Consider the following 18,670-nt stretch of genomic DNA (forward strand, 5'->3'; position numbering starts at 1 on the left):
CGGCCGCGAGGTCGCCTGGCTTCACGCACTTGGTTGATTCGACGCACTCGCGGGAGCGCCTTCAGCCCCGATGCTCGCGGAAACCGACCCAACCCGTTCCTTGCCCACGCCACCCAGACCGCGCGATGCTGCAGCCCTGCCACGGGGAGCACCACATGACGCATCCAACGAGGTTCGGGCTACTCCTGGCCTGCATGCTTCTCACTGCCTGCGGCCCGCAACCAGCAACACCCGCCGCAGCCGCAGCCGCCGCAGCCACACCCACCGGCCCCGAAACCGGACCCGAAACCGCCGCCACCGGCACTGCCGGCACTTTCGCCTTCGAGGAAGCCGACATTGCCGGCCTGCAGGCGCGCATGTCTGGCGGCAAACTCACCAGCCACGAGTTGACCGTGGCCTACCTCGACCGGATCGCGGCCATCGATGACGCCGGGCCGACGCTCAATGCGGTGATCGAACTCAATCCCGACGCAATCGCCGAGGCCGATGCGCGCGACGCCGAGCGCAAGTCCGGCAAGCTGCGCGGCGCATTGCACGGCATCCCGGTGCTGTTGAAGGACAACATCGATGCGACGCCGATGGTGAACTCGGCAGGCTCGCTCGCGCTCGCCGACCACCGCCCGAAGGCGGATGCATTCCTCGTGCGCGGGCTGCGCGAAGCCGGCGCGGTGATCCTAGGCAAGACCAACCTCAGCGAGTGGGCCAACATCCGCTCGTCGCGTTCGACCTCCGGCTGGAGCGCGCGCGGCGGGCAAACCCGCAACCCCTATGCGCTCGACCGCAGCCCTTGCGGCTCGAGTGCCGGTACCGGCGCCGCGATCGCGGCCAACCTTGCCGCGGTCGGCGTGGGCACCGAGACCGACGGCAGCATCATCTGCCCCTCCGCGGTTGCCGCGCTGGTCGGGATCAAGCCGACTGTGGGGCTGGTCAGCCGCGACGGCATCATCCCGATCTCGCACAGCCAGGACACCGCCGGGCCGATGGCACGCAGCGTCGCCGACGCCGCGACGCTGCTGACGGCAATGACGGGCACCGACGCTGCGGATCCCGCGACCCGCGCGAGCGCGGACCATGTCCTGGACTACTCGGCGCATTTGAAGGCCGATGGCCTGGAGGGCGCCCGCATCGGCGTGGTGCGCGAACTGATGGGCTACCAGCCGGATGTCGACGCCGCGATGGAGCGGGCGATCCAGGCGATCGAGGCCGCTGGCGCGACCGTGGTCGACGCCAGGATCCCGACCCTGGGGCAATGGAACGACGCCGAGTTCGAGGTCCTGAAGTACGAGCTCAAGGCCGACCTCGAGACATATCTGCGCAAGAGCGAGGCGCCGGTCCGAACCTTGGCGGAACTGATCGAATTCAACCGGCAGCATGCAGGCCAGGAGATGCCGTTCTTCGGCCAGGAGATCTTCGAACAGGCGCAGGCCAAGGGTCCGCTCAGCGAGCCGGGCTATCTCGCCGCGCGCACCAAGGCACGCCGCCTCGCCGGACCGGAAGGCATCGACGCCGCGCTCGCGGCGCAACGCCTCGACGCGCTGGTTGCACCGGCGACGTCGCCTGCGTGGCTGATCGATCCGGTCAACGGCGACCATTTCACTGGCGCCGGCTACGGAGCCGCCGCCACCGCCGGCACGCCCAGCATCACCGTACCGATGGGCGACAGCCACGGCCTGCCGGTCGGCATCGTGTTCATGGGGCGGGCGTGGAGCGAACCGCGGATGGTCGAGATGGCCTACGCATTCGAGCAGGCCACCAAAGCGCGCAAGCTGCCGCGCTTCCTGCCCACCGTCACTCCTGGATCTGCGACGACGGCAACAGCGGCGAAGCGGTAGTCAGTGGATCACGGTGCGCCGATCCGTCGTGCCCCGCTTTCAACGAAGGTGCTTATCCTGGAGTGAGGGAAAAGCGCCGTGGCTGCGACGGCTGGGCGCCGGGTGCGAATGGCACCACGCTGGCGCCATGCGGCAGTCGCCCCCGGATCAGGTCCGCGGCAGGCTCTGCTTGCGCACGATCAGCATGGCGGTCTCCAGCGCCTGCTCGTAGTTCAGGCGCGGATCGACGCTGGAGCGGTAGGCACGTTCGAGATCGCGGTCGCTCAGGTCGCGCGCGCCGCCGGTGCATTCGGTGACATCCTCGCCGGTGAGCTCCAGGTGCACGCCACCCATGCGCGTGCCCGCGACGGCGTGGATGTCGAACGACTGCTCGATCTCGCTGCGGATGTTGCGGAAGCGCCGGGTCTTGTAGCCGTTGCTGGTCGCCTCGGTGTTGCCGTGCATGGGATCGCAGATCCATAGCACGCGGCGACCGTCGCGCTTGAGCGCATCAAGCAGCGGCGGCAACCTGGACGCGACATGGGTCGCGCCCATCCGGTGGATGAAGCTCAGCCGGCCGGGTTCGTCGTCGGGATTGAGCACGTCGACCAGCGCCAGCAGCTGGTCCGGCGTCACCGATGGACCGATCTTCACCGCCACCGGATTGCGGATGCCGCGGAAATACTCCACGTGCGCCCCGTCGATCGCCGCGGTGCGCATCCCGATCCATGGAAAGTGGGTGGACAGGTCGAACCAGCCCCACTGCCTCGGCACCTGCCGGGTCTGCGCTTCCTCGTAGGGCAGCAGCAGGGCTTCGTGCGAGGTGAAGAAGTCGACCCGGTTGAGGTTGTTCACCGAGGTCCCGGACAGCGTTTCCATGAAGCGCACCGCGTCGCCGATGCCGGACACCATGCGGTGGTACTCGTCGGCCAGCGGCGAATGCCCGACCCAGCGCAGGTCCCAGTATTCGGGGTGGTGCAGGTCGGCGAAGCCGCCGTCGATCAGCGAGCGCACGAAATTCATCGTCATCGCCGAGCGCGCGTGGGCCTTGACCATGCGCCGCGGGTCGGGCGTGCGTTCCTGCGCGCTGAAACCGGGGGAATTGACGATGTCGCCGCGGTAGCTCGGCAGGGTGATGCCGTCACGCGTCTCGGTGTCGGCCGAGCGCGGCTTGGCGTACTGGCCGGCAAAGCGGCCGACGCGCACCACCGGCAGGCGCAGCCCGTGCACGAGCACCAGGCTCATCTGCAGCAACACCTTGAGCCGGTTGGAGATGACATCCGAGCTGCAGTCGGAAAAATTCTCCGCGCAGTCCCCGCCCTGCAGCAGGAAGCGCCGACCTTCCTGCGCATCGGCAAGCTGCTGCTTCAGGGCCGTGATTTCCCACGAGGTCACCAACGGCGGCAGGTCGCGCAGTTCCTCCTGCACGCCGGCGAGCACCTCGGCATCGGGGTAGCTGGGCAGCTGCAACGCCGGGCGCGAACGCCAGCTCGACGGCGCCCAGTCCTCGGGCAGGCTGACAGGTTGCAGGGCAGGTCGTTCGGAATGGGCCATCGTCGGGCAGCTTATGTTGCGTCGCAGCGAAAGCCATCATCTGCCCGAAACGAGCCCGCCGCAACCCGTCGCATCGGACGGTTCAGCGACGCCTGAACGCAGCGGACAGCACCAGCAGTCCCAGCAGCACGAACCAGAGCAGGCTCCAGGCCGGCATCGAGAGGCCGAGGAACGTCCAGTCGACCTTCGCGCACTCGCCGGAACCGGTCAGCACCTGGCGGATCACGTCGGTCAGCGGATTGGCTTCCATCATGAAAGACAGCGGCGGTCCGCAGGCCGGCACCTGGTCGGCCGGCAGATGGGTCAGCCAGACATGACGCGTGGCGATGCCGATGCCCACAAGCACGGGAACGAGGGCCAGCAGGCCGTACGCGCGCCGTCCGCCGGCGCCACGCGGCGCGTGCAGCCCCGCCACCAACAGCACCAGCGCCAGCGCCGCGAAGGCGATGCGCTGGAAGATGCACAGCGGACACGGCGCGAGGCCCCACTGGAACTGCGAGAAGATCGCGAACCCGACCAAGGCCACGCACACCAGGAAACCGGCGAGGCACTGGCTGCGGAAGGTCCAGCGGGAAGGATTGAAGGTCACGGCCGGTCGCCTTGTGCTTCGTGTCGATTGCGGTGGTCACCCGCCGCGGCGGCGCCACCATAGCAAAAACCCCGGCGCGGAGACCGGGGTTTCTGGTGGCATGCGGGTGTTCCGCCTGCCTACTCGGCGGCCTGCGGCCGGTCGACGAGTTCGACGTACGCCATCGGCGCGTTGTCGCCGTCGCGGAAGCCGCACTTGAGGATCCGCAGGTAGCCGCCCGGGCGGGCCTGGTAACGCGGGCCGAGCTCGACGAACAGCTTGCCGACCGCTTCCTTGTCGCGCAGGCGCGAGAACGCCAGGCGACGATTGGCGACGCCATCGATCTTCGACATCGTGATCAGCGGCTCGGCGACGCGACGCAGTTCCTTCGCCTTCGGCAGGGTGGTCTTGATCAGTCCGTGCTTGAAAAGCGAAGCGGCCATGTTGGTGAACATCGCATCACGGTGCGCGCTGGTGCGGCTGAATTTGCGTCCGGATTTCTGGTGGCGCATGGTCTTGGTTCCTGTTGATTCTTGGCTTAGCCGAGCATGCCGTGGGCGGAGACGCCGGCCGGCGGCCAGTTTTCGAGCTTCATGCCGAGCGAAAGGCCGCGCTGGGCGAGCACTTCCTTGATCTCGGTGAGCGACTTCTTGCCCAGGTTCGGGGTCTTGAGCAGCTCGACCTCGGTCTTCTGGATCAGGTCGCCGATGTAGTAGATGCTTTCGGCCTTGAGGCAGTTGGCCGAACGCACGGTCAGCTCGAGGTCGTCGATCGGGCGCAGCAGGATCGGGTCGACGCCGGTCGGCGCGGTCTTCGGCGCGCTGCGGTCGCGGTGCGTGAAGTCGCCGAACACGCTGAGCTGGTCGGTGAGGATGTCGGCGGCAGTGCGCACGGCTTCCTCGGCATCGATCGTGCCGTTGGTCTCGATGTCGATGACCAGCTTGTCGAGGTCGGTGCGCTGTTCGACGCGGGCGGCTTCCACTTCATACGCCACGCGGCGGACCGGCGAGAACGAGGCATCGAGCATCAGTCGACCGATCGCGCGGGTTTCCTCGTCCGGACGACGACGCGAGGCTGCCGACTGGTAGCCGAAGCCGCGCTCGATCTTCAGACGCATGTTGATCGACGCGTCCTTGGTCAGGTGGCAGATCACGTGGTCGCCGTTGAGGATCTCGACGTTGTGGTCGGTCTTGATGTCGGCGGCGGTGACGACGCCGGGGCCCGACTTGGCGAGCGTGAGCGTGGAGCTCTCGCCAGTGCCCATGCGGATGGCGACATCCTTGAGGTTGAGCAGGACTTCGAGCACATCTTCCTGCAGTCCCTCGATCGTGCTGTACTCGTGCAGCACGCCGTCCATCTCGACTTCGGTGATCGCGAAGCCGGGGATCGACGACAGCAGCACGCGGCGCAGCGCGTTGCCGAGGGTGTGGCCGTAGCCGCGCTCCAGTGGTTCGATCACGACCTTCGCGCGGTTGCCCGCGAGGCGTTCGATCTGGGGACCACGCGGGCGCAAGACCTGGTTGGCGTTAGCCGTCATGTTCTGGTGTCTCCTGGGGCTCGCCGGTGGGGCCGGCGATGCCATGCAAATGCTTCGGGAAGGCTGAAGCGGGCGCTTGCCTACTTCGAGTACAACTCGACGATCAGCGCTTCGTTGATGTCGGCGGGCAGGTCGCCGCGGTCCGGGACCGCCTTGAACACGCCGCTGAACTTGTTCGAGTCGACCTCGACCCAGGACGGGGACAGGTCCATCGTCGAAGACACGGTCAGCGCTTCCTTCACGCGGAGTTGCTTCTGCGCACGCTCGGACAGGGCGATCGCGTCGCCTGCCTTGACCTGGTACGAAGGCAGGTTGACCGGCTTGCCGTTGACCGTGATGCCGCGATGCGACACCAGCTGGCGCGCGGCCGGGCGGGTCACCGCGAAACCCATGCGGTAGACGACGTTGTCCAGGCGGGTTTCGAGCAACTGCAGCAGGTTCTCGCCGGTGTTGCCCTTCTTGGTCGAGGCCTTCTTGTAATAGTTGCGGAACTGGCGTTCCAGCAGGCCGTAGATGCGCTTGACCTTTTGCTTTTCGCGCAGCTGGGTGGCGTAGTCGGACAGCTTGCCGCGACGGGTGTTCGTCGCGCCGTGCTGGCCGGGCTTCTGTTCCAGCTTGCACTTGGAGTCCAACGCGCGCGTCGGGCTCTTGAGTGACAGGTCGGCGCCTTCGCGACGGGCGAGCTTGCAGGTGGGACCGATATAACGAGCCATCTTTTCTCAGCTCCTCAGACGCGACGCTTTTTCGGCGGACGGCACCCGTTGTGCGGGATGGGCGTCACGTCGATGATGTTGGTGATCTTGTAGCCGACGTTGTTGAGCGAACGTACGGCCGACTCTCGGCCCGGACCCGGACCCTTGATGCGCACTTCCAGCGACTTCACGCCGTAGTCGAGCGCGGCCTTGCCGGCCTTCTCGGCGGCGACCTGGGCTGCGAACGGGGTGGACTTGCGCGAGCCGCGGAAACCCGCGCCGCCCGAAGTCGCCCACGACAGCGCGTTGCCCTGGCGGTCGGTGATGGTCACGATGGTGTTGTTGAACGAAGCGTGGACATGCGCGATGCCGTCGGTGACGACGCGCTTGATCTTCTTCTTCGGTTTGGCTGCTGCTGGCTTGGCCATGGTCTGTTTCCTTTACTTCCTGATGGCCTTGCGCGGACCCTTGCGGGTACGGGCATTGGTCCGGGTGCGCTGGCCGCGCAGCGGCAGGCCGCGACGATGGCGCAGGCCGCGGTAGCAGGCCAGGTCCATCAATCGCTTGATGGCCATGCCGATCTCGCGGCGAAGGTCGCCCTCGACCACGAACTTGCCGACTTCGGCGCGCAGGCGCTCGACTTCCGGCTCGGACAGGTCGCGGATCTTGGTCGACGAGTTGACGCCGGCCGATTCGCAAAGCTTCTTCGAACGGGTACGGCCAATGCCGTAGATGCTTTGCAGCCCGACCCAGACATGCTTCTGGGCAGGCAGGTTGACACCTGCAATACGCGCCATGCGCGAGATCTCCAACTGTTTGGCGGCCGGACAGGGAAATCCGGCGGAGTGAACACGAAATTCTAACAGGGTCTCGGGTTGCTAGGAAGGGGGCCGGCATCCTGCCCGCATCTGGCCGCTGAACCGGCCAATGCCCCGCTCCGGCATGGGGAGTGTGCCCATGCTCCGGCAACGGACCCGTGCTGGACGCGACGCCGTGGATCCGGCGCCCCGCCCGCCCCTCGCCACTCAAGCGCGGGAACCGGCACTGGCCCACCCGTGCGCGAGACCGCCGCCCGGGTTGCCCATCAGCCCTCGTTGTGAGGGTCAAACCGCCATCCTGGCGCGGCCCGATGGGCCGCTTTCTGCCGTCCTCCCGCTCCGTGGGTGGACCTTGATTTCGCTCTTCCAACGAACATGGAAGTGGTGTTCCGATCGCGCCGCGTCGGCCGCGTCCGTCCCGCGTGGCGAGTGTCCGCCGACGATGCCGACGCTAGCGCGCCCTGGCTCCGCCCTTGAGGTTCGCCTTCTTGAGTAGGCTTTCGTACTGGTGCGACATCAGGTGGGCCTGGATCTGGGAAATGAAGTCCATCACCACCACCACCACGATCAGCAGCGAGGTACCGCCGAAGTAGAACGACGCGCCGAGGTCCTTGCGCATGAACTCCGGCAGCAGGCACACCAGCACCATGTAGGCCGCGCCGGCGGCGGTCAGCCGGGTCAGCACCGAGTCCACGTAGTCCGCCGTCGCCTTGCCCGGGCGGATGCCCGGGATCAGCGCGCCCGACTTCTTGAGGTTGTCGGCGGTTTCCTGCGAGTTGAAGACCAGCGCGGTGTAGAAGAACGTGAAGCCAGTAATCAGCGCCGCGAACAGGATCAGGTACAGCGGCTCGCCCGGCGACAGCGCCTGGCTGATCTTCTGCAGCGTCAGCTGGAAGCCGCCGGCGCCCTGCCCGCCGAACCATGTCGTGACCGTGGCCGGGAACATGATGATCGACGAGGCGAAGATCGCCGGAATGACGCCGGACATGTTGAGCTTGAGCGGCAGGAACGAGCTCTGGTTCATGTAGGCGCCGCGACCGCCCTGACGCCGGGCGTAGTTCACCGTGATCCGGCGCTGGCCGCTTTCGACGAACACCACGAAGAAGGTGAACGCGAAGACCACCAGCACGATCAGGATCAGCGTGATCGCGCTCATGTCGCCGTTACTGAACGCTTCGAGCGTCGTGAGGACCGCCCCCGGCAGGCCGGCGACGATGCCGGCGAAGATGATCAACGACACGCCGTTGCCGACGCCGCGCTCGGTCACCTGTTCGCCCACCCACATCAGGAACATCGTGCCCGCGGTCAATGCCACCACCGCGGTCAGGATGAAGCCGATGCCGGGGCTGTACACGGCCTGGATGCCGCCGGTGGCGCCGCCACCCTGCAGCGCAGTCGCGATGCCCGCGGCCTGGAATATCGCCAGCGGGATCGCGCCGATGCGCGACCACTGGGTGATGCGCCGGCGACCCGACTCGCCTTCCTTCTGGATCGCCTTCAGGCTGGGCATGATCTGCACCAGCAGCTGGATTACGATCGAGGCCGAGATGTACGGGATCACGTTCAACGCGAACAGGCTGAAGCGCGACAGCGCACCACCGGAGAACATGTTGAACATGTCCACGATGGTGCCCTTCTGCTGCTCCATCAACGCCAGCATTGCCTGCGGGTTGACGCCCGGCACGGGGATGAAGGAGCCGACGCGATAGACCAGCAGCGCGCCGAGCACGAACAGCAGTCGCTGGCGCAGTTCCGTGAACTTGCCGAGCCCGCCCACCGCGTTGCCGCTTCGTGCCATGCGCTGCTTACTCCGCTTCCACCGACGTGAAGCTGCCGCCGGCGGCTTCGATCGCCGCGCGGGCGCCGGCCGTGGCCAGCAGGCCCTTGAGCACGAGCTTCTTGGAAACCTCGCCCTTCTTCACGATCTTGGCCTGCTTGGCGCTCGCCGGGACCAGCTTGGCGGCACGCAGCGCGGCCAGGTCGATGTCGCCCTCGAGCTTGTCGAGCTGGTACAGCATGACCTGCACCGTGTCGCCCTTGAGCTTGGAACGGAAGCCGACCTTCGGCAGGCGCATGTGCATCGGCATCTGGCCGCCTTCGAAGCCGGCCTTGATCTTGCCCTTGCCCGAGCGCGCGAACGAGCCCTTGTGGCCGCGGCCGGCGGTCTTGCCCAGGCCCGAACCGATGCCGCGGCCGACGCGCTTGCGCTCCTGGCGAGCGCCGTCTGCGGGCGAAAGTGTGTTCATGCGCATGTCTTATTCCTCCACACGGACGAGGTAGTGGACCTTGTTGATCAGGCCACGGACCTGCGGGCTGTCCTTGAGTTCCCGGACATCGTTCAACTTGTTCAAGCCGAGCGCCTTGACCGACAGGCGATGCTTCGCCTGCGAGCCACGCATCCCCTTGACCAGGCGCACCTTGACGGTGCCGCCGGTGTTTTCGTTCTTAGCCATGATGCAGGTCCTCCACCTTCTTGCCGCGCTTGGCCGCGATGCGGGCCGGCGAATGCATTTCGGTCAGCCCCTTGAGCGTCGCGCGCACCAGGTTGATCGGGTTGCGCGAGCCGGTCGCCTTGGCCAGCACGTCCTTCACGCCCACGGCCTCGAGCACGGCGCGCATCGCGCCACCGGCGATCACGCCGGTACCTTCGGACGCCGGCTGCATGTACACATGCGCCGCGCCGTGGCCGGACTTGACCGCGTGCCACAGGGTGCCGTTGTTGAGCTCGACGTTGGACATGCCCTTGCGCGCATATTCCATCGATTTCTGGATCGCGACCGGCACTTCACGCGCCTTGCCATAGCCGAAGCCGACCTTGCCGTTGCCGTCGCCCACCACCGTCAGCGCGGTGAAGGTGAACTGGCGACCGCCCTTGACGGTCTTGGAGACGCGGTTGACGGCGATGAGCTTCTCGATCATCCCGTCGTCGATTTCCTCGCGGTTGTTGCGCCCGCGCGAATCGCGTTCGTTAGCCATTGTCTTGTCCTGTCTGGAGAGTTTGATTACGGCTGTCGCCGCTTATTGTTGGGATATGGATCGGGCGTTTCGGTCGTGGCGGGAACCCGCCGCGCCGCCCGGCGCAACCCGCGCCGGCAGGGACAGCAGTGCATGGGGACAACGCCCCACGCGTTCAAGCATCAGAACTGCAGGCCACCTTCGCGCGCGGCATCGGCCAGCGCCTTGATGCGGCCATGGTAGCGGTAGCCGGAACGGTCGAAAGCGACCTTCTCGATGCCCGCGGCCTTGGCCTTCTCGGCGATGGCGCGGCCCACCTTGGCGGCGGCCTCGGTGTTCTTGGCGCTCTTGAGGCCGTCGCGGACGTCGGCCTGGGTGGTGCTGGCCGCGGCAAGCACCTTCGAACCGTCAGCGTTGAACAGCTGCGCGTACACGTGCTGGCCGGTGCGCAGCACCGACAGGCGCGGCACGCCGAGTTGGCGGATATGCGCGCGGGTCGACTTGGCGCGGCGCAGGCGTGCGATTTTCTTGTCCATCTTCTTGCTCCTGGCGAAAGCTGAAAACCTTGGGATCCCTTGCGGGATCAGGCCTTCTTGGCTTCCTTACGAATGATGTTCTCGCCGGCGTACTTCACGCCCTTGCCCTTGTACGGCTCCGGCGGACGGAAGCCGCGGATCTTGGCTGCGACTTCACCGACCTGCTGCTTGTCGGTGCCGCTGACCACGATCTCGGTCTGGGTCGGGGTGGCGATGGTGATGCCGTCCGGGGTCTTGAACAGCACCGGGTGCGAAAAACCCAGCGACAGGTTCAGGTCCTTGCCTGCCATCGCGGCGCGATAGCCGACGCCGACCAGCTCAAGCTTACGCTCGAAGCCTTCGGACACGCCGTGCACCATGTTGGCGAGGATCGCGCGCAGGGTGCCGGTGATGGCGATCTTCTCGGCGTCGCTGGTCGACAGCTGCGCCTGGCCGTTCTCGACCTGCACGTCGACGTCGGACGGCTTGGCGATCGACAGCGTGCCCTTCGGGCCCTTGACGCTGACGCTTTCGGCCTGGACGTTCAGCTCGACGCCCTTCGGCAGGACGATCGGCTTCTTGGCTACTCGGGACATGTTCGTTACTCCCTTAGGCCACGAAGCACAGGACTTCACCGCCGACGCCCTGCTGGCGCGCCTGCGCATCGGTCATGATGCCTTTCGAGGTGGAAATGATGGCGACACCGAGCCCGTTGAGGACCGTCGGCAGCGCGTCCTTGCCGCGGTACTGGCGCAGGCCCGAGCGCGACACGCGCTGCAGGCGCTCGATCACCGGGCGGCCTTCGTAATACTTCAGCTCGATCTCGAGTTCGGCCTTGGCGCCGTTCTCGGTCACGCGCGAACCGCCGATGTAGCCTTCGTCCTGCAGGACCTTGGCGATGGCGACCTTGGTCTTGGACGACGGCATCTTCACCGTCTGCTTGCCAACTGCCGCCGCATTCCTGATGCGGGTCAGCATGTCGGCGATGGGATCAGTCATGCTCATTGATGTTTACCTTTGAGTACACCGATATCCGCTTTCGCGAACGTCTTCGTGGGGTCCCGCCGGAAGGCAGGACGTTTGTGGTCGGTTACCAGGATGCCTTGCGCAGGCCGGGCACGTCGCCGCGCATGGTGGCTTCGCGCAGCTTGTTGCGGCCCAGGCCGAACTTGCTGTAGACCGCCCGCGGACGACCGGTCAGGGCGCAACGCGTGGTCTGGCGCGAAGGCGAGGAGTCGCGCGGTAGCTTCTGCAGCTTGACCACGGCCTCCATCTTCTCGTCGTAGCCGGTCGCCTGGTCGCTGATGATCTTCTTCAGCGCGTCACGCTTGGCTGCGAACTTCTTCGCCAGCTTGGTCCGCTTGGTCTCGCGGTTCACCATTGATGTCTTTGCCATGGTTCTATCCTCGGATCAGCGGAACGGGAAGCGGAAGGCTTCGAGCAGCGCCCGCGCCTCGTCGTTGGTCTTCGCCGTGGTGGTGATGGCGATGTCCATGCCGCGCAGCGCGTCGACCTGGTCGAAGTCGATCTCCGGGAAAATGATCTGCTCCTTCACGCCCATGTTGAAGTTGCCGCGGCCGTCGAACGAGCGGCCCGAAACGCCACGGAAGTCGCGCACGCGTGGCAGCGACACGTTCACCAGGCGATCAAGGAACTCGTACATCTTCGAGCGGCGCAGGGTGACCTTGCAGCCGATCGGCCAGCCGTCGCGGATCTTGAACGAGGCCACCGAGACGCGGGACTTGGTCACGATCGGCTTCTGGCCCGAGATCTTCGACATGTCGGCGACCGCGTTCTCCAGGATCTTCTTGTTGGTCGCCGCCTCGCCCACGCCCATGTTGAGCGTGATCTTGGTCAGTCGCGGCACCTGCATCGGATTGGTGTAGCCGAACTTCTCCATGAGCTTCGGCACCACTTCTTCCTTGTAGAACTTTTCCAGACGGGTATTCATCTCAGCATTCCTTAGGCGTCGATCGCCTCACCACTCGAGCGGAACACGCGCAGGCGGCGTCCATCCTCGAGGACCTTGGTACCGATGCGCTCGCCCTTGCCGGAGGCAGGGTTGAACAACATCACGTTGGACGCGTCGATCGGCGCTTCGCGCTCGATCACGCCACCCGGCTGGTTGATCTGCGGGTTCGGCTTGGTGTGGCGCTTGACGATGTTGATGTTCGACACGACGACCTTGTCGCCGATGACGCGCACCACGTCGCCCTGCTTGCCCTTGTCCTTGCCGGCGGTGACGATCACGCGGTCACCCTTCTTGATACGGTTCATATCGTTCTCTCTTCAATCCGGGGCTGCGTCGCTTTCGCCCAGCTTTGCTTGTCTAGGCCGCTCAGAGCACTTCGGGCGCGAGCGAGACGATCTTCATGAACTTCTCGGAACGCAGTTCACGGGTCACGGGCCCGAAGATGCGCGTGCCGATCGGCTCGTGCTTGTTGTTGAGCAGCACCGCGGCGTTGCCGTCGAAGCGGATCAAGGAACCATCGGCGCGGCGGACGCCCTTGCGGGTGCGCACCACGACGGCGTCGTAGACCTCGCCCTTCTTGACCTTGCCGCGCGGGATCGCATCCTTGATCGACACCTTGATGATGTCGCCGATGCCGGCGTAACGGCGCTTGGAGCCGCCGAGCACCTTGATGCACATCACTTCCTTGGCGCCGGAGTTGTCGGCCACGTCGAGGTGGCTTTGCATCTGGATCATGGTTCAGCCTCCCTTATTCGGCCGCGCGCGAGAGAATCTCGATCACGCGCCAGTTCTTGGTTTTCGACATCGGTGCGATCTCGGCCACCCGGACGACGTCGCCTTCGTTGCAGGCATTGTCGGCATCGTGGGCGTGGAGCTTGGTCGAGCGGCGGATGTACTTGCCGTACAGCGCGTGCTTGACCTGGCGCTCGACGAGCACCGTCACCGTCTTGTCCATCTTGTTGCTGACCACGCGGCCTTCGACCGTGCGCTGCTTTTTATCAATGTTGTCCATGGTCATGGGTCCTTACTGCTTCGTGCCGAGCAGCGTGTTGACGCGGGCGATTTCGCGACGAACGCGGCGCGCGTCGTGGGTCTTGGCAAGCTGGCCGGTGGCCTTCTGCATGCGCAGGGAGAACTGCTCCTTGCGCAACTCGAGCAGGTGGGCCTTGAGGTCGTCGGCCGACTTCTCGCGGAGTTGTTTGAGTTCCATCAGCGCACCGTCCGGGTCACGAAAGTGGTGGTGACCGAAAGCTTGGCGGCGGCCAGGCGGAATGCCTCGCGCGCGGTCGCCTCGTCGACGCCCTCGATCTCGTAGATCATGCGGCCGGGCTGGATCTGGGCGACCCAGAACTCCACGGCGCCCTTGCCCGAGCCCATCCGCACTTCGATCGGCTTCTTGGTGATCGGCTTGTCAGGGAACACGCGGATCCACATCTTGCCGCCGCGCTTGACGTAGCGGCTGATCGAACGGCGCGCGGCCTCGATCTGGCGCGAGGTCAGCTGGCCGGTCTGCGTGGCCTTCAGGCCATACTCGCCAAAGCTGACGAGGTTGCCGTTCCATGCCAGACCGTCATTGCGGCCCTTGTGCATCTTGCGGTACTTGGTTCGCTTGGGTTGCAACATGATCAGTCCCTCGCCTCGCGTTCACGACGCGGTCCACGCGGACGCTCGCGGTCACCTCGCGGCGTGTCGTCCTGCTTTTCCTGGCCGACCTGGGAGAAATCGAAGATCTCGCCCTTGTAGACCCATGTCTTGATGCCGATGATGCCGTAGGTGGTCTTGGCCTCGGCGAAACCGTAGTCGACGTCCGCACGCAGCGTATGCAGCGGCACGCGGCCTTCGCGATACCACTCCGAACGCGCGATCTCGGCGCCGTTGAGGCGGCCGGCGACGTTGACCTTGATGCCCAGCGCACCCAGGCGCATCGCGTTGCCGACGGCGCGCTTCATCGCGCGGCGGAACATGATGCGGCGCTCAAGCTGCTGCGCGATCGACTCGGCGACCAGCTGCGCGTCGAGTTCCGGCTTGCGGACCTCGGTGACGTTGATGTGCGCCGGGACGCCCATCAGGTCGGAGACTTCCTTGCGCAGCTTCTCGATGTCCTCGCCACGCTTGCCGATCACCACGCCCGGGCGGGCGGTGTGGATCGTGACGCGGGCGGTCTTAGCCGGACGCTCGATCATGATGCGGCTGATGCCCGCGGCGGCGAGCTTCTTGCGCAGCATCTCGCGAACCTTGAGGTCTGCGGCGAGATAACCGGCGTATTCCTTCTTGCCGGCATACCACTTCGAGTTCCAGTCCTTGGAGATGCCAAGGCGGATGCCGGTCGGATGAACTTTATGACCCATGAGTTACTTCCCCTCGCCGACGACGACGGTGATGTGGCTGGTGCGCTTGAGGATGCGGGTGCCGCGACCCTTGGCGCGCGCCATGAAACGTTTCAGCGTCGGGCCTTCGTCGACCATGATGGTCTGGACCTTCAGCTCGTCGACGTCGGCGCCCTGGTTGTTCTCGGCATTGGCGATCGCCGACTCCACCACCTTCTTGATCAGGTGGGCGGCTTTCTTGTCCGAGAACTTCAGCAGGTTGACGGCCCGTTCGGCGGTCAGGCCGCGCACCTGGTCGGCGACCAGGCGGGCCTTCTGCGGGGAGATGCGGGCGCTGCGAAGAATCGCCTTCGCCCCATTCTGGTTGGACATGGTCGTCATCTCCTTACTTCCCGGACTTCTTGTCGCCGCCGTGACCCTTGAAGGTCCGCGTCAGCGCGAATTCGCCAAGCTTGTGGCCGACCATGTTCTCGTTGACCAGCACCGGAACGTGGTTCTTGCCGTTGTGCACGGCGATGGTGTAGCCCACCATTTCCGGCAGGATCATCGAACGACGCGACCAGGTCTTGATCGGACGCTTGGTGTTGCCCGCCGCTTCCACCTTCTTGATGAGATGGTGGTCGACGAACGGACCTTTCTTGAGTGAACGTGCCATGGTCGATTAGCTCCTGCGATCGCGCACGATGAACTGCTGCGTCCGCTTGTTGTGGCGGGTCTTGTAACCCTTGGTCGGCACGCCCCACGGGGTGACCGGATGCGGGTTGCCCTGTCCGGCCTTCGCCTCGCCACCACCATGCGGATGGTCGACCGGGTTCATCGCCGCGCCGCGGACGGTCGGCTTGATCCCGCGCCAGCGGCTGGCGCCGGCCTTGCCCAGCTTCTCGAGGTTGTGCTCGACGTTGCCGACTTCGCCGATGGTCGCGCGGCACTCGGACGGAACGCGGCGCATCTCGCCCGAACGCAGGCGAAGCGTCGCGTAGACGCCCTCGCGGGCGACCAGCTGCACGCCTGCTCCGGCCGCGCGAGCGATCTGCGCGCCCTTGCCGGGCTTCATCTCGATGCAGTGCACCGTGGAGCCGACCGGGATGTTGCGCAGCGGCAGCGTGTTGCCGGTCTTGATCGGCGCGTCGTTGCCCGCGATCACCTGGTCGCCGGCCTTCAGGCCCTTGGGCGCGATGATGTAGCGGCGCTCACCGTCGACATAGCACAGCAGCGCAATGTGCGCGGTGCGGTTGGGATCGTATTCGATCCGCTCCACGCGCGCCGGAATGCCTTCCTTGTCGCGCTTGAAGTCGATGATGCGGTAGTGCTGCTTGTGGCCACCGCCGATGTGCCGGGTGGTGATCCGGCCGTGGTGGTTGCGACCGCCGCTGTTGCTCTGCTTTTCGAGCAACGGCGCATGGGGCGCGCCCTTGTGCAGGTCGGGCGTGACCACGCGCACCGCGGAACGGCGGCCGGGGGAAGTAGGCTTGAAAGTCATCAATGGCATCGGTCCGTCCTCAGGCCTTGGCCGTCATCACGTCGATCGACTGGCCGTCGGCCAGCGTCACGTACGCCTTGCGCCAGTCGCCGCGGCTGCCCTGGCGATTGCGGAAGGCCTTGTTCTTGCCTTTCACGTTCACCACGTTGACCCCTTCGACCTTGACGCTGAAAAGCTGTTCGACGGCCGTCTTGATGTCGGCCTTGGTCGCGGTCTTCGCGACTTCGAACGCGTACTGGTTGGAAACTTCCTGCAGGCGCGCGGTCTTTTCGGACACGCGCGGAGCACGGATCACGCTGTAGAGCTTGGCGTCGTTCATGCCAGCCACTCCTCGATCTTCTTCACCGCATCGCTGGTGACCAGGACGCTGTCGGCAGTGACCAACGCGACCGGGTCCAGGCCCTGCACGTCGCGCACCTCCACGTATGGCAGGTTGCGCGCGGACAGGTACAGGTGCTCGGAAGCTTCCTCGGTCACGATCAGCGGCCGGCGGCCCAGGTCGTAATCCTTCAGCTTGGACACCAGGCCCTTGGTCTTGGACGCATCGATGTCGAACCCGTCAACGATCGTCAACCGACCCTGGCGGTTGAGCTCCGACAGGATCGCGGAAATCGCCGCGCGGTACATCTTGCGATTGACCTTCTGCGCGAAGCTGCGCGGCTTGGCCGCGAACGTCACGCCGCCGCCGACGAAGATCGGGGCCGTCAGGGCGCCATGACGCGCGCCGCCGCCCTTCTGCTTCTTCGACTTCTTGGTGGTGCCGTTGACTTCCGAGCGCGTCTTCTGCGCCTTGGTGCCGGCGCGACCCGCATTGCGGTACGCGACGACGACCTGGTGGACCAGGTCCTCGCTGAACTCGCGACCGAACACGGCGTCGGAAACCGACAGCTTCTCGTTGCTATTTCTGATGGCAAGTTCCATCGTCGTTCTCCTTATGCCTTGCTCGACGGACGGACGATGACGTCGCCGCCCGGCGCGCCAGGCACGGCGCCCTTGATCGCGATGAGGCCGCGCTCGGCGTCGACCCGGACCACCTCGAGGCGCTGCGTGCTCTGGCGCACGGCACCCATGTGGCCGGACATCTTCTTGCCCGGGAACACGCGGCCCGGCGTCTGGCGCTGGCCGATCGAGCCCGGCGAGCGATGCGACAGCGAGTTGCCGTGCGTCGCGTCGCCCATCTTGAAGTTCCAGCGCTTGATCGTGCCCTGGAAGCCCTTGCCCTTGGTGACGCCCTCGACGTCGACGATCTGGCCGACTTCGAAGATGTCTGCCTTGATCTCGCCGCCAACGCTGAAGTCGGCGATCCTGTCGTCGGCCACGCGCAGCTCCCACAGGCCACGACCGGCTTCGACCTTGGCCTTGGCCAGGTGGCCCGCTTCGGGCTTGTTGACCAGCGCGGCGCGCTTGACGCCGACGGCGACCTGCACGGCGCTGTAGCCGTCGGTCTCGGGGGTCTTCACCTGGGTGATGCGGTTCGGGGTCGCCTCGATCAGCGTCACCGGGATGGACACGCCATCCTCGGTGAAGATGCGGCTCATGCCGGCCTTGCGGCCGACGATGCCCAACGAATACTTCTTCGCGGTCATGGTCGTGGCCCTCAGGTCAGCTTGATCTGGACGTCGACGCCAGCCGCGAGCTCGAGCTTCATCAGCGCGTCCACGGTCTTGTCGTTGGGGTCGATGATGTCGAGCACGCGCTTGTGCGTGCGGGTTTCGTACTGGTCACGCGCATCCTTATCGACGTGCGGGGACGTCAGGATGGTGTAACGCTCGATTTTGGTCGGCAGCGGGATCGGGCCACACACCTGGGCGCCGGTCCGCTTGGCCGTTTCGACGATCTCGCTGGCCGAACGGTCGATCAGGCGATGATCGAACGCTTTCAGCCGGATCCGGATCTTTTGGTCCGCCATGACGGAGATTCCTTCGTTGAAAGAGCGACAGGCTGTGCGGCTGTTTGCGCAGAGCCCCGTGGAAACAATGACTTGCCGAAGGTTGTCCGTGCCTCGGCAGTATCCTGAACGCAAGAACGGACCGGTTACCCGGTCCGCCAGACTTGGGATCGCAGACGCGCCGGCTGGCTCCTCCCTATATGCCCCGAAGAACTTCGGGACGGGTGGAGCGCTGCCACGCGACATTTCCGTGTCTGGCGAAAACGAAGCGCATCCGGCGCCTCATTTCGCGGTCTTCGTGGATGCCCGAAGGCAATCCCCGAAGTAGTCGAACATTATAGCGGGGCCGGCAAAATCATTGCAAGCCCGGTTCGATCATTTTCGCAGAGTGATTCGCCTGCAGAGCCAACCCCGGATCCCCGATGAAGCACCCAGGGATGGCGATTGGTTGGCGCCCAGCGCCTGGGCGCTGGGCTGGCCAATCGTCACTTGATGATCTTGGCCACCACGCCGGCGCCGACCGTGCGGCCACCCTCGCGGATCGCGAAGCGCA

31 protein-coding genes are annotated in these 18,670 nt (G+C 65.7%); 1 reads left to right on the forward strand and 30 read right to left on the reverse strand.

The window, feature by feature from the left end:
• Positions 1–155: 155 nt before the first annotated feature.
• Positions 156–1,832, forward strand: a complete 1,677-nt coding sequence (locus tag ACFOM9_RS15520; RefSeq protein ID WP_449284271.1) for an amidase — start codon at positions 156–158, stop codon at positions 1,830–1,832.
• A gap of 147 nt (positions 1,833–1,979) precedes the next feature.
• Here the strand turns inward: ACFOM9_RS15520 and ACFOM9_RS15525 are convergent, their stop codons facing one another.
• The 30 genes from ACFOM9_RS15525 to ACFOM9_RS15670 form a co-directional block, all read right to left on the reverse strand.
• Positions 1,980–3,365 carry a class II 3-deoxy-7-phosphoheptulonate synthase gene (locus ACFOM9_RS15525; protein ID WP_386712952.1) on the reverse strand — a complete coding sequence of 462 codons (1,386 nt, stop codon included), beginning with the start codon at positions 3,363–3,365 and terminating at the stop codon, positions 1,980–1,982.
• 82 nt (positions 3,366–3,447) lie between these two features.
• Positions 3,448–3,954 carry a disulfide bond formation protein B gene (locus ACFOM9_RS15530; RefSeq protein ID WP_386712955.1) on the reverse strand — a complete coding sequence of 169 codons (507 nt, stop codon included), beginning with the start codon at positions 3,952–3,954 and terminating at the stop codon, positions 3,448–3,450.
• Positions 3,955–4,073: 119 nt separating this feature from the next.
• The gene (gene rplQ, locus ACFOM9_RS15535; protein ID WP_386712958.1) at positions 4,074–4,445 is read right to left on the reverse strand and encodes a 50S ribosomal protein L17; all 372 of its coding nucleotides are present in this window, start codon (positions 4,443–4,445) and stop codon (positions 4,074–4,076) included.
• A gap of 26 nt (positions 4,446–4,471) precedes the next feature.
• Positions 4,472–5,470 carry a DNA-directed RNA polymerase subunit alpha gene (locus ACFOM9_RS15540; RefSeq protein WP_386712961.1) on the reverse strand — a complete coding sequence of 333 codons (999 nt, stop codon included), beginning with the start codon at positions 5,468–5,470 and terminating at the stop codon, positions 4,472–4,474.
• Between the two features lie 80 nt (positions 5,471–5,550).
• Entirely contained in the window at positions 5,551–6,183 is a 633-nt protein-coding gene (gene rpsD, locus ACFOM9_RS15545; RefSeq protein ID WP_386712964.1) for a 30S ribosomal protein S4, read from the reverse strand.
• A 14-nt stretch (positions 6,184–6,197) separates the two neighbouring features.
• Complete coding sequence (rpsK, locus tag ACFOM9_RS15550) at positions 6,198–6,590, reverse strand: 30S ribosomal protein S11 (RefSeq protein WP_386712967.1); 393 nt, start codon at positions 6,588–6,590, stop codon at positions 6,198–6,200.
• A gap of 12 nt (positions 6,591–6,602) precedes the next feature.
• Positions 6,603–6,959, reverse strand: a complete 357-nt coding sequence (gene rpsM, locus ACFOM9_RS15555) for a 30S ribosomal protein S13 (protein WP_386712970.1) — start codon at positions 6,957–6,959, stop codon at positions 6,603–6,605.
• Between the two features lie 472 nt (positions 6,960–7,431).
• Positions 7,432–8,778 (reverse strand): preprotein translocase subunit SecY, encoded by a 1,347-nt coding sequence (gene secY / locus ACFOM9_RS15560; protein WP_386712973.1) that lies wholly within the window; start codon positions 8,776–8,778, stop codon positions 7,432–7,434.
• A 7-nt stretch (positions 8,779–8,785) separates the two neighbouring features.
• Complete coding sequence (rplO, locus tag ACFOM9_RS15565) at positions 8,786–9,232, reverse strand: 50S ribosomal protein L15 (protein WP_386712976.1); 447 nt, start codon at positions 9,230–9,232, stop codon at positions 8,786–8,788.
• A gap of 3 nt (positions 9,233–9,235) precedes the next feature.
• Positions 9,236–9,433 carry a 50S ribosomal protein L30 gene (gene rpmD, locus ACFOM9_RS15570; RefSeq protein WP_386712979.1) on the reverse strand — a complete coding sequence of 66 codons (198 nt, stop codon included), beginning with the start codon at positions 9,431–9,433 and terminating at the stop codon, positions 9,236–9,238.
• The gene (gene rpsE / locus ACFOM9_RS15575; RefSeq protein ID WP_386712982.1) at positions 9,426–9,956 is read right to left on the reverse strand and encodes a 30S ribosomal protein S5; all 531 of its coding nucleotides are present in this window, start codon (positions 9,954–9,956) and stop codon (positions 9,426–9,428) included. Before rpsE ends, rpmD begins: the two co-directional genes overlap by 8 nt.
• A gap of 161 nt (positions 9,957–10,117) precedes the next feature.
• Positions 10,118–10,471: a 50S ribosomal protein L18 gene (gene rplR / locus ACFOM9_RS15580; RefSeq protein WP_386712985.1), complete on the reverse strand. Its 354-nt coding sequence runs from the start codon at positions 10,469–10,471 to the stop codon at positions 10,118–10,120.
• A gap of 47 nt (positions 10,472–10,518) precedes the next feature.
• Positions 10,519–11,046, reverse strand: a complete 528-nt coding sequence (rplF, locus tag ACFOM9_RS15585; RefSeq protein WP_386712988.1) for a 50S ribosomal protein L6 — start codon at positions 11,044–11,046, stop codon at positions 10,519–10,521.
• A gap of 13 nt (positions 11,047–11,059) precedes the next feature.
• Entirely contained in the window at positions 11,060–11,455 is a 396-nt protein-coding gene (rpsH, locus tag ACFOM9_RS15590; protein WP_386712991.1) for a 30S ribosomal protein S8, read from the reverse strand.
• A gap of 85 nt (positions 11,456–11,540) precedes the next feature.
• Positions 11,541–11,846, reverse strand: a complete 306-nt coding sequence (gene rpsN, locus ACFOM9_RS15595; protein WP_386712994.1) for a 30S ribosomal protein S14 — start codon at positions 11,844–11,846, stop codon at positions 11,541–11,543.
• Positions 11,847–11,861: 15 nt separating this feature from the next.
• A complete protein-coding gene (gene rplE, locus ACFOM9_RS15600) occupies positions 11,862–12,401 on the reverse strand; it encodes a 50S ribosomal protein L5 (protein WP_386712997.1) in 540 nt (179 codons plus the stop codon).
• Positions 12,402–12,412: 11 nt separating this feature from the next.
• The gene (gene rplX / locus ACFOM9_RS15605) at positions 12,413–12,727 is read right to left on the reverse strand and encodes a 50S ribosomal protein L24 (RefSeq protein WP_386713000.1); all 315 of its coding nucleotides are present in this window, start codon (positions 12,725–12,727) and stop codon (positions 12,413–12,415) included.
• A gap of 61 nt (positions 12,728–12,788) precedes the next feature.
• Positions 12,789–13,157: a 50S ribosomal protein L14 gene (gene rplN, locus ACFOM9_RS15610; RefSeq protein ID WP_027080643.1), complete on the reverse strand. Its 369-nt coding sequence runs from the start codon at positions 13,155–13,157 to the stop codon at positions 12,789–12,791.
• Between the two features lie 13 nt (positions 13,158–13,170).
• Positions 13,171–13,434, reverse strand: a complete 264-nt coding sequence (gene rpsQ / locus ACFOM9_RS15615; protein ID WP_386713003.1) for a 30S ribosomal protein S17 — start codon at positions 13,432–13,434, stop codon at positions 13,171–13,173.
• Between the two features lie 12 nt (positions 13,435–13,446).
• Positions 13,447–13,632: a 50S ribosomal protein L29 gene (gene rpmC, locus ACFOM9_RS15620; protein WP_386713006.1), complete on the reverse strand. Its 186-nt coding sequence runs from the start codon at positions 13,630–13,632 to the stop codon at positions 13,447–13,449.
• Positions 13,632–14,045: a 50S ribosomal protein L16 gene (gene rplP, locus ACFOM9_RS15625; protein ID WP_386713010.1), complete on the reverse strand. Its 414-nt coding sequence runs from the start codon at positions 14,043–14,045 to the stop codon at positions 13,632–13,634. Before rplP ends, rpmC begins: the two co-directional genes overlap by 1 nt.
• Positions 14,046–14,047: 2 nt before the next feature.
• The gene (gene rpsC, locus ACFOM9_RS15630; protein WP_386713013.1) at positions 14,048–14,770 is read right to left on the reverse strand and encodes a 30S ribosomal protein S3; all 723 of its coding nucleotides are present in this window, start codon (positions 14,768–14,770) and stop codon (positions 14,048–14,050) included.
• A 3-nt stretch (positions 14,771–14,773) separates the two neighbouring features.
• Positions 14,774–15,121 (reverse strand): 50S ribosomal protein L22, encoded by a 348-nt coding sequence (gene rplV / locus ACFOM9_RS15635; protein ID WP_386713016.1) that lies wholly within the window; start codon positions 15,119–15,121, stop codon positions 14,774–14,776.
• A gap of 13 nt (positions 15,122–15,134) precedes the next feature.
• The gene (rpsS, locus tag ACFOM9_RS15640) at positions 15,135–15,404 is read right to left on the reverse strand and encodes a 30S ribosomal protein S19 (protein ID WP_386713020.1); all 270 of its coding nucleotides are present in this window, start codon (positions 15,402–15,404) and stop codon (positions 15,135–15,137) included.
• 6 nt (positions 15,405–15,410) lie between these two features.
• Complete coding sequence (gene rplB / locus ACFOM9_RS15645) at positions 15,411–16,238, reverse strand: 50S ribosomal protein L2 (protein ID WP_386713023.1); 828 nt, start codon at positions 16,236–16,238, stop codon at positions 15,411–15,413.
• A 10-nt stretch (positions 16,239–16,248) separates the two neighbouring features.
• Positions 16,249–16,548: a 50S ribosomal protein L23 gene (gene rplW, locus ACFOM9_RS15650; RefSeq protein WP_386713026.1), complete on the reverse strand. Its 300-nt coding sequence runs from the start codon at positions 16,546–16,548 to the stop codon at positions 16,249–16,251.
• Complete coding sequence (rplD, locus tag ACFOM9_RS15655) at positions 16,545–17,150, reverse strand: 50S ribosomal protein L4 (protein WP_386713029.1); 606 nt, start codon at positions 17,148–17,150, stop codon at positions 16,545–16,547. Before rplD ends, rplW begins: the two co-directional genes overlap by 4 nt.
• Before the next feature lie 11 nt (positions 17,151–17,161).
• Positions 17,162–17,815: a 50S ribosomal protein L3 gene (gene rplC / locus ACFOM9_RS15660; protein WP_386713032.1), complete on the reverse strand. Its 654-nt coding sequence runs from the start codon at positions 17,813–17,815 to the stop codon at positions 17,162–17,164.
• A gap of 11 nt (positions 17,816–17,826) precedes the next feature.
• On the reverse strand, positions 17,827–18,138 hold the full coding sequence (gene rpsJ / locus ACFOM9_RS15665; protein WP_027080654.1) for a 30S ribosomal protein S10: 312 nt from the start codon (positions 18,136–18,138) through the stop codon (positions 17,827–17,829).
• A gap of 464 nt (positions 18,139–18,602) precedes the next feature.
• Positions 18,603–18,670, reverse strand: a 68-nt coding sequence (locus ACFOM9_RS15670; protein ID WP_080265453.1) for an EF-Tu C-terminal domain-related protein, incomplete at its 5' end; no start/stop codon positions are given.

It is taken from the genome of Luteimonas notoginsengisoli (assembly GCF_042648885.1).
Classification (GTDB): Bacteria; Pseudomonadota; Gammaproteobacteria; order Xanthomonadales; family Xanthomonadaceae; genus Luteimonas; species Luteimonas notoginsengisoli.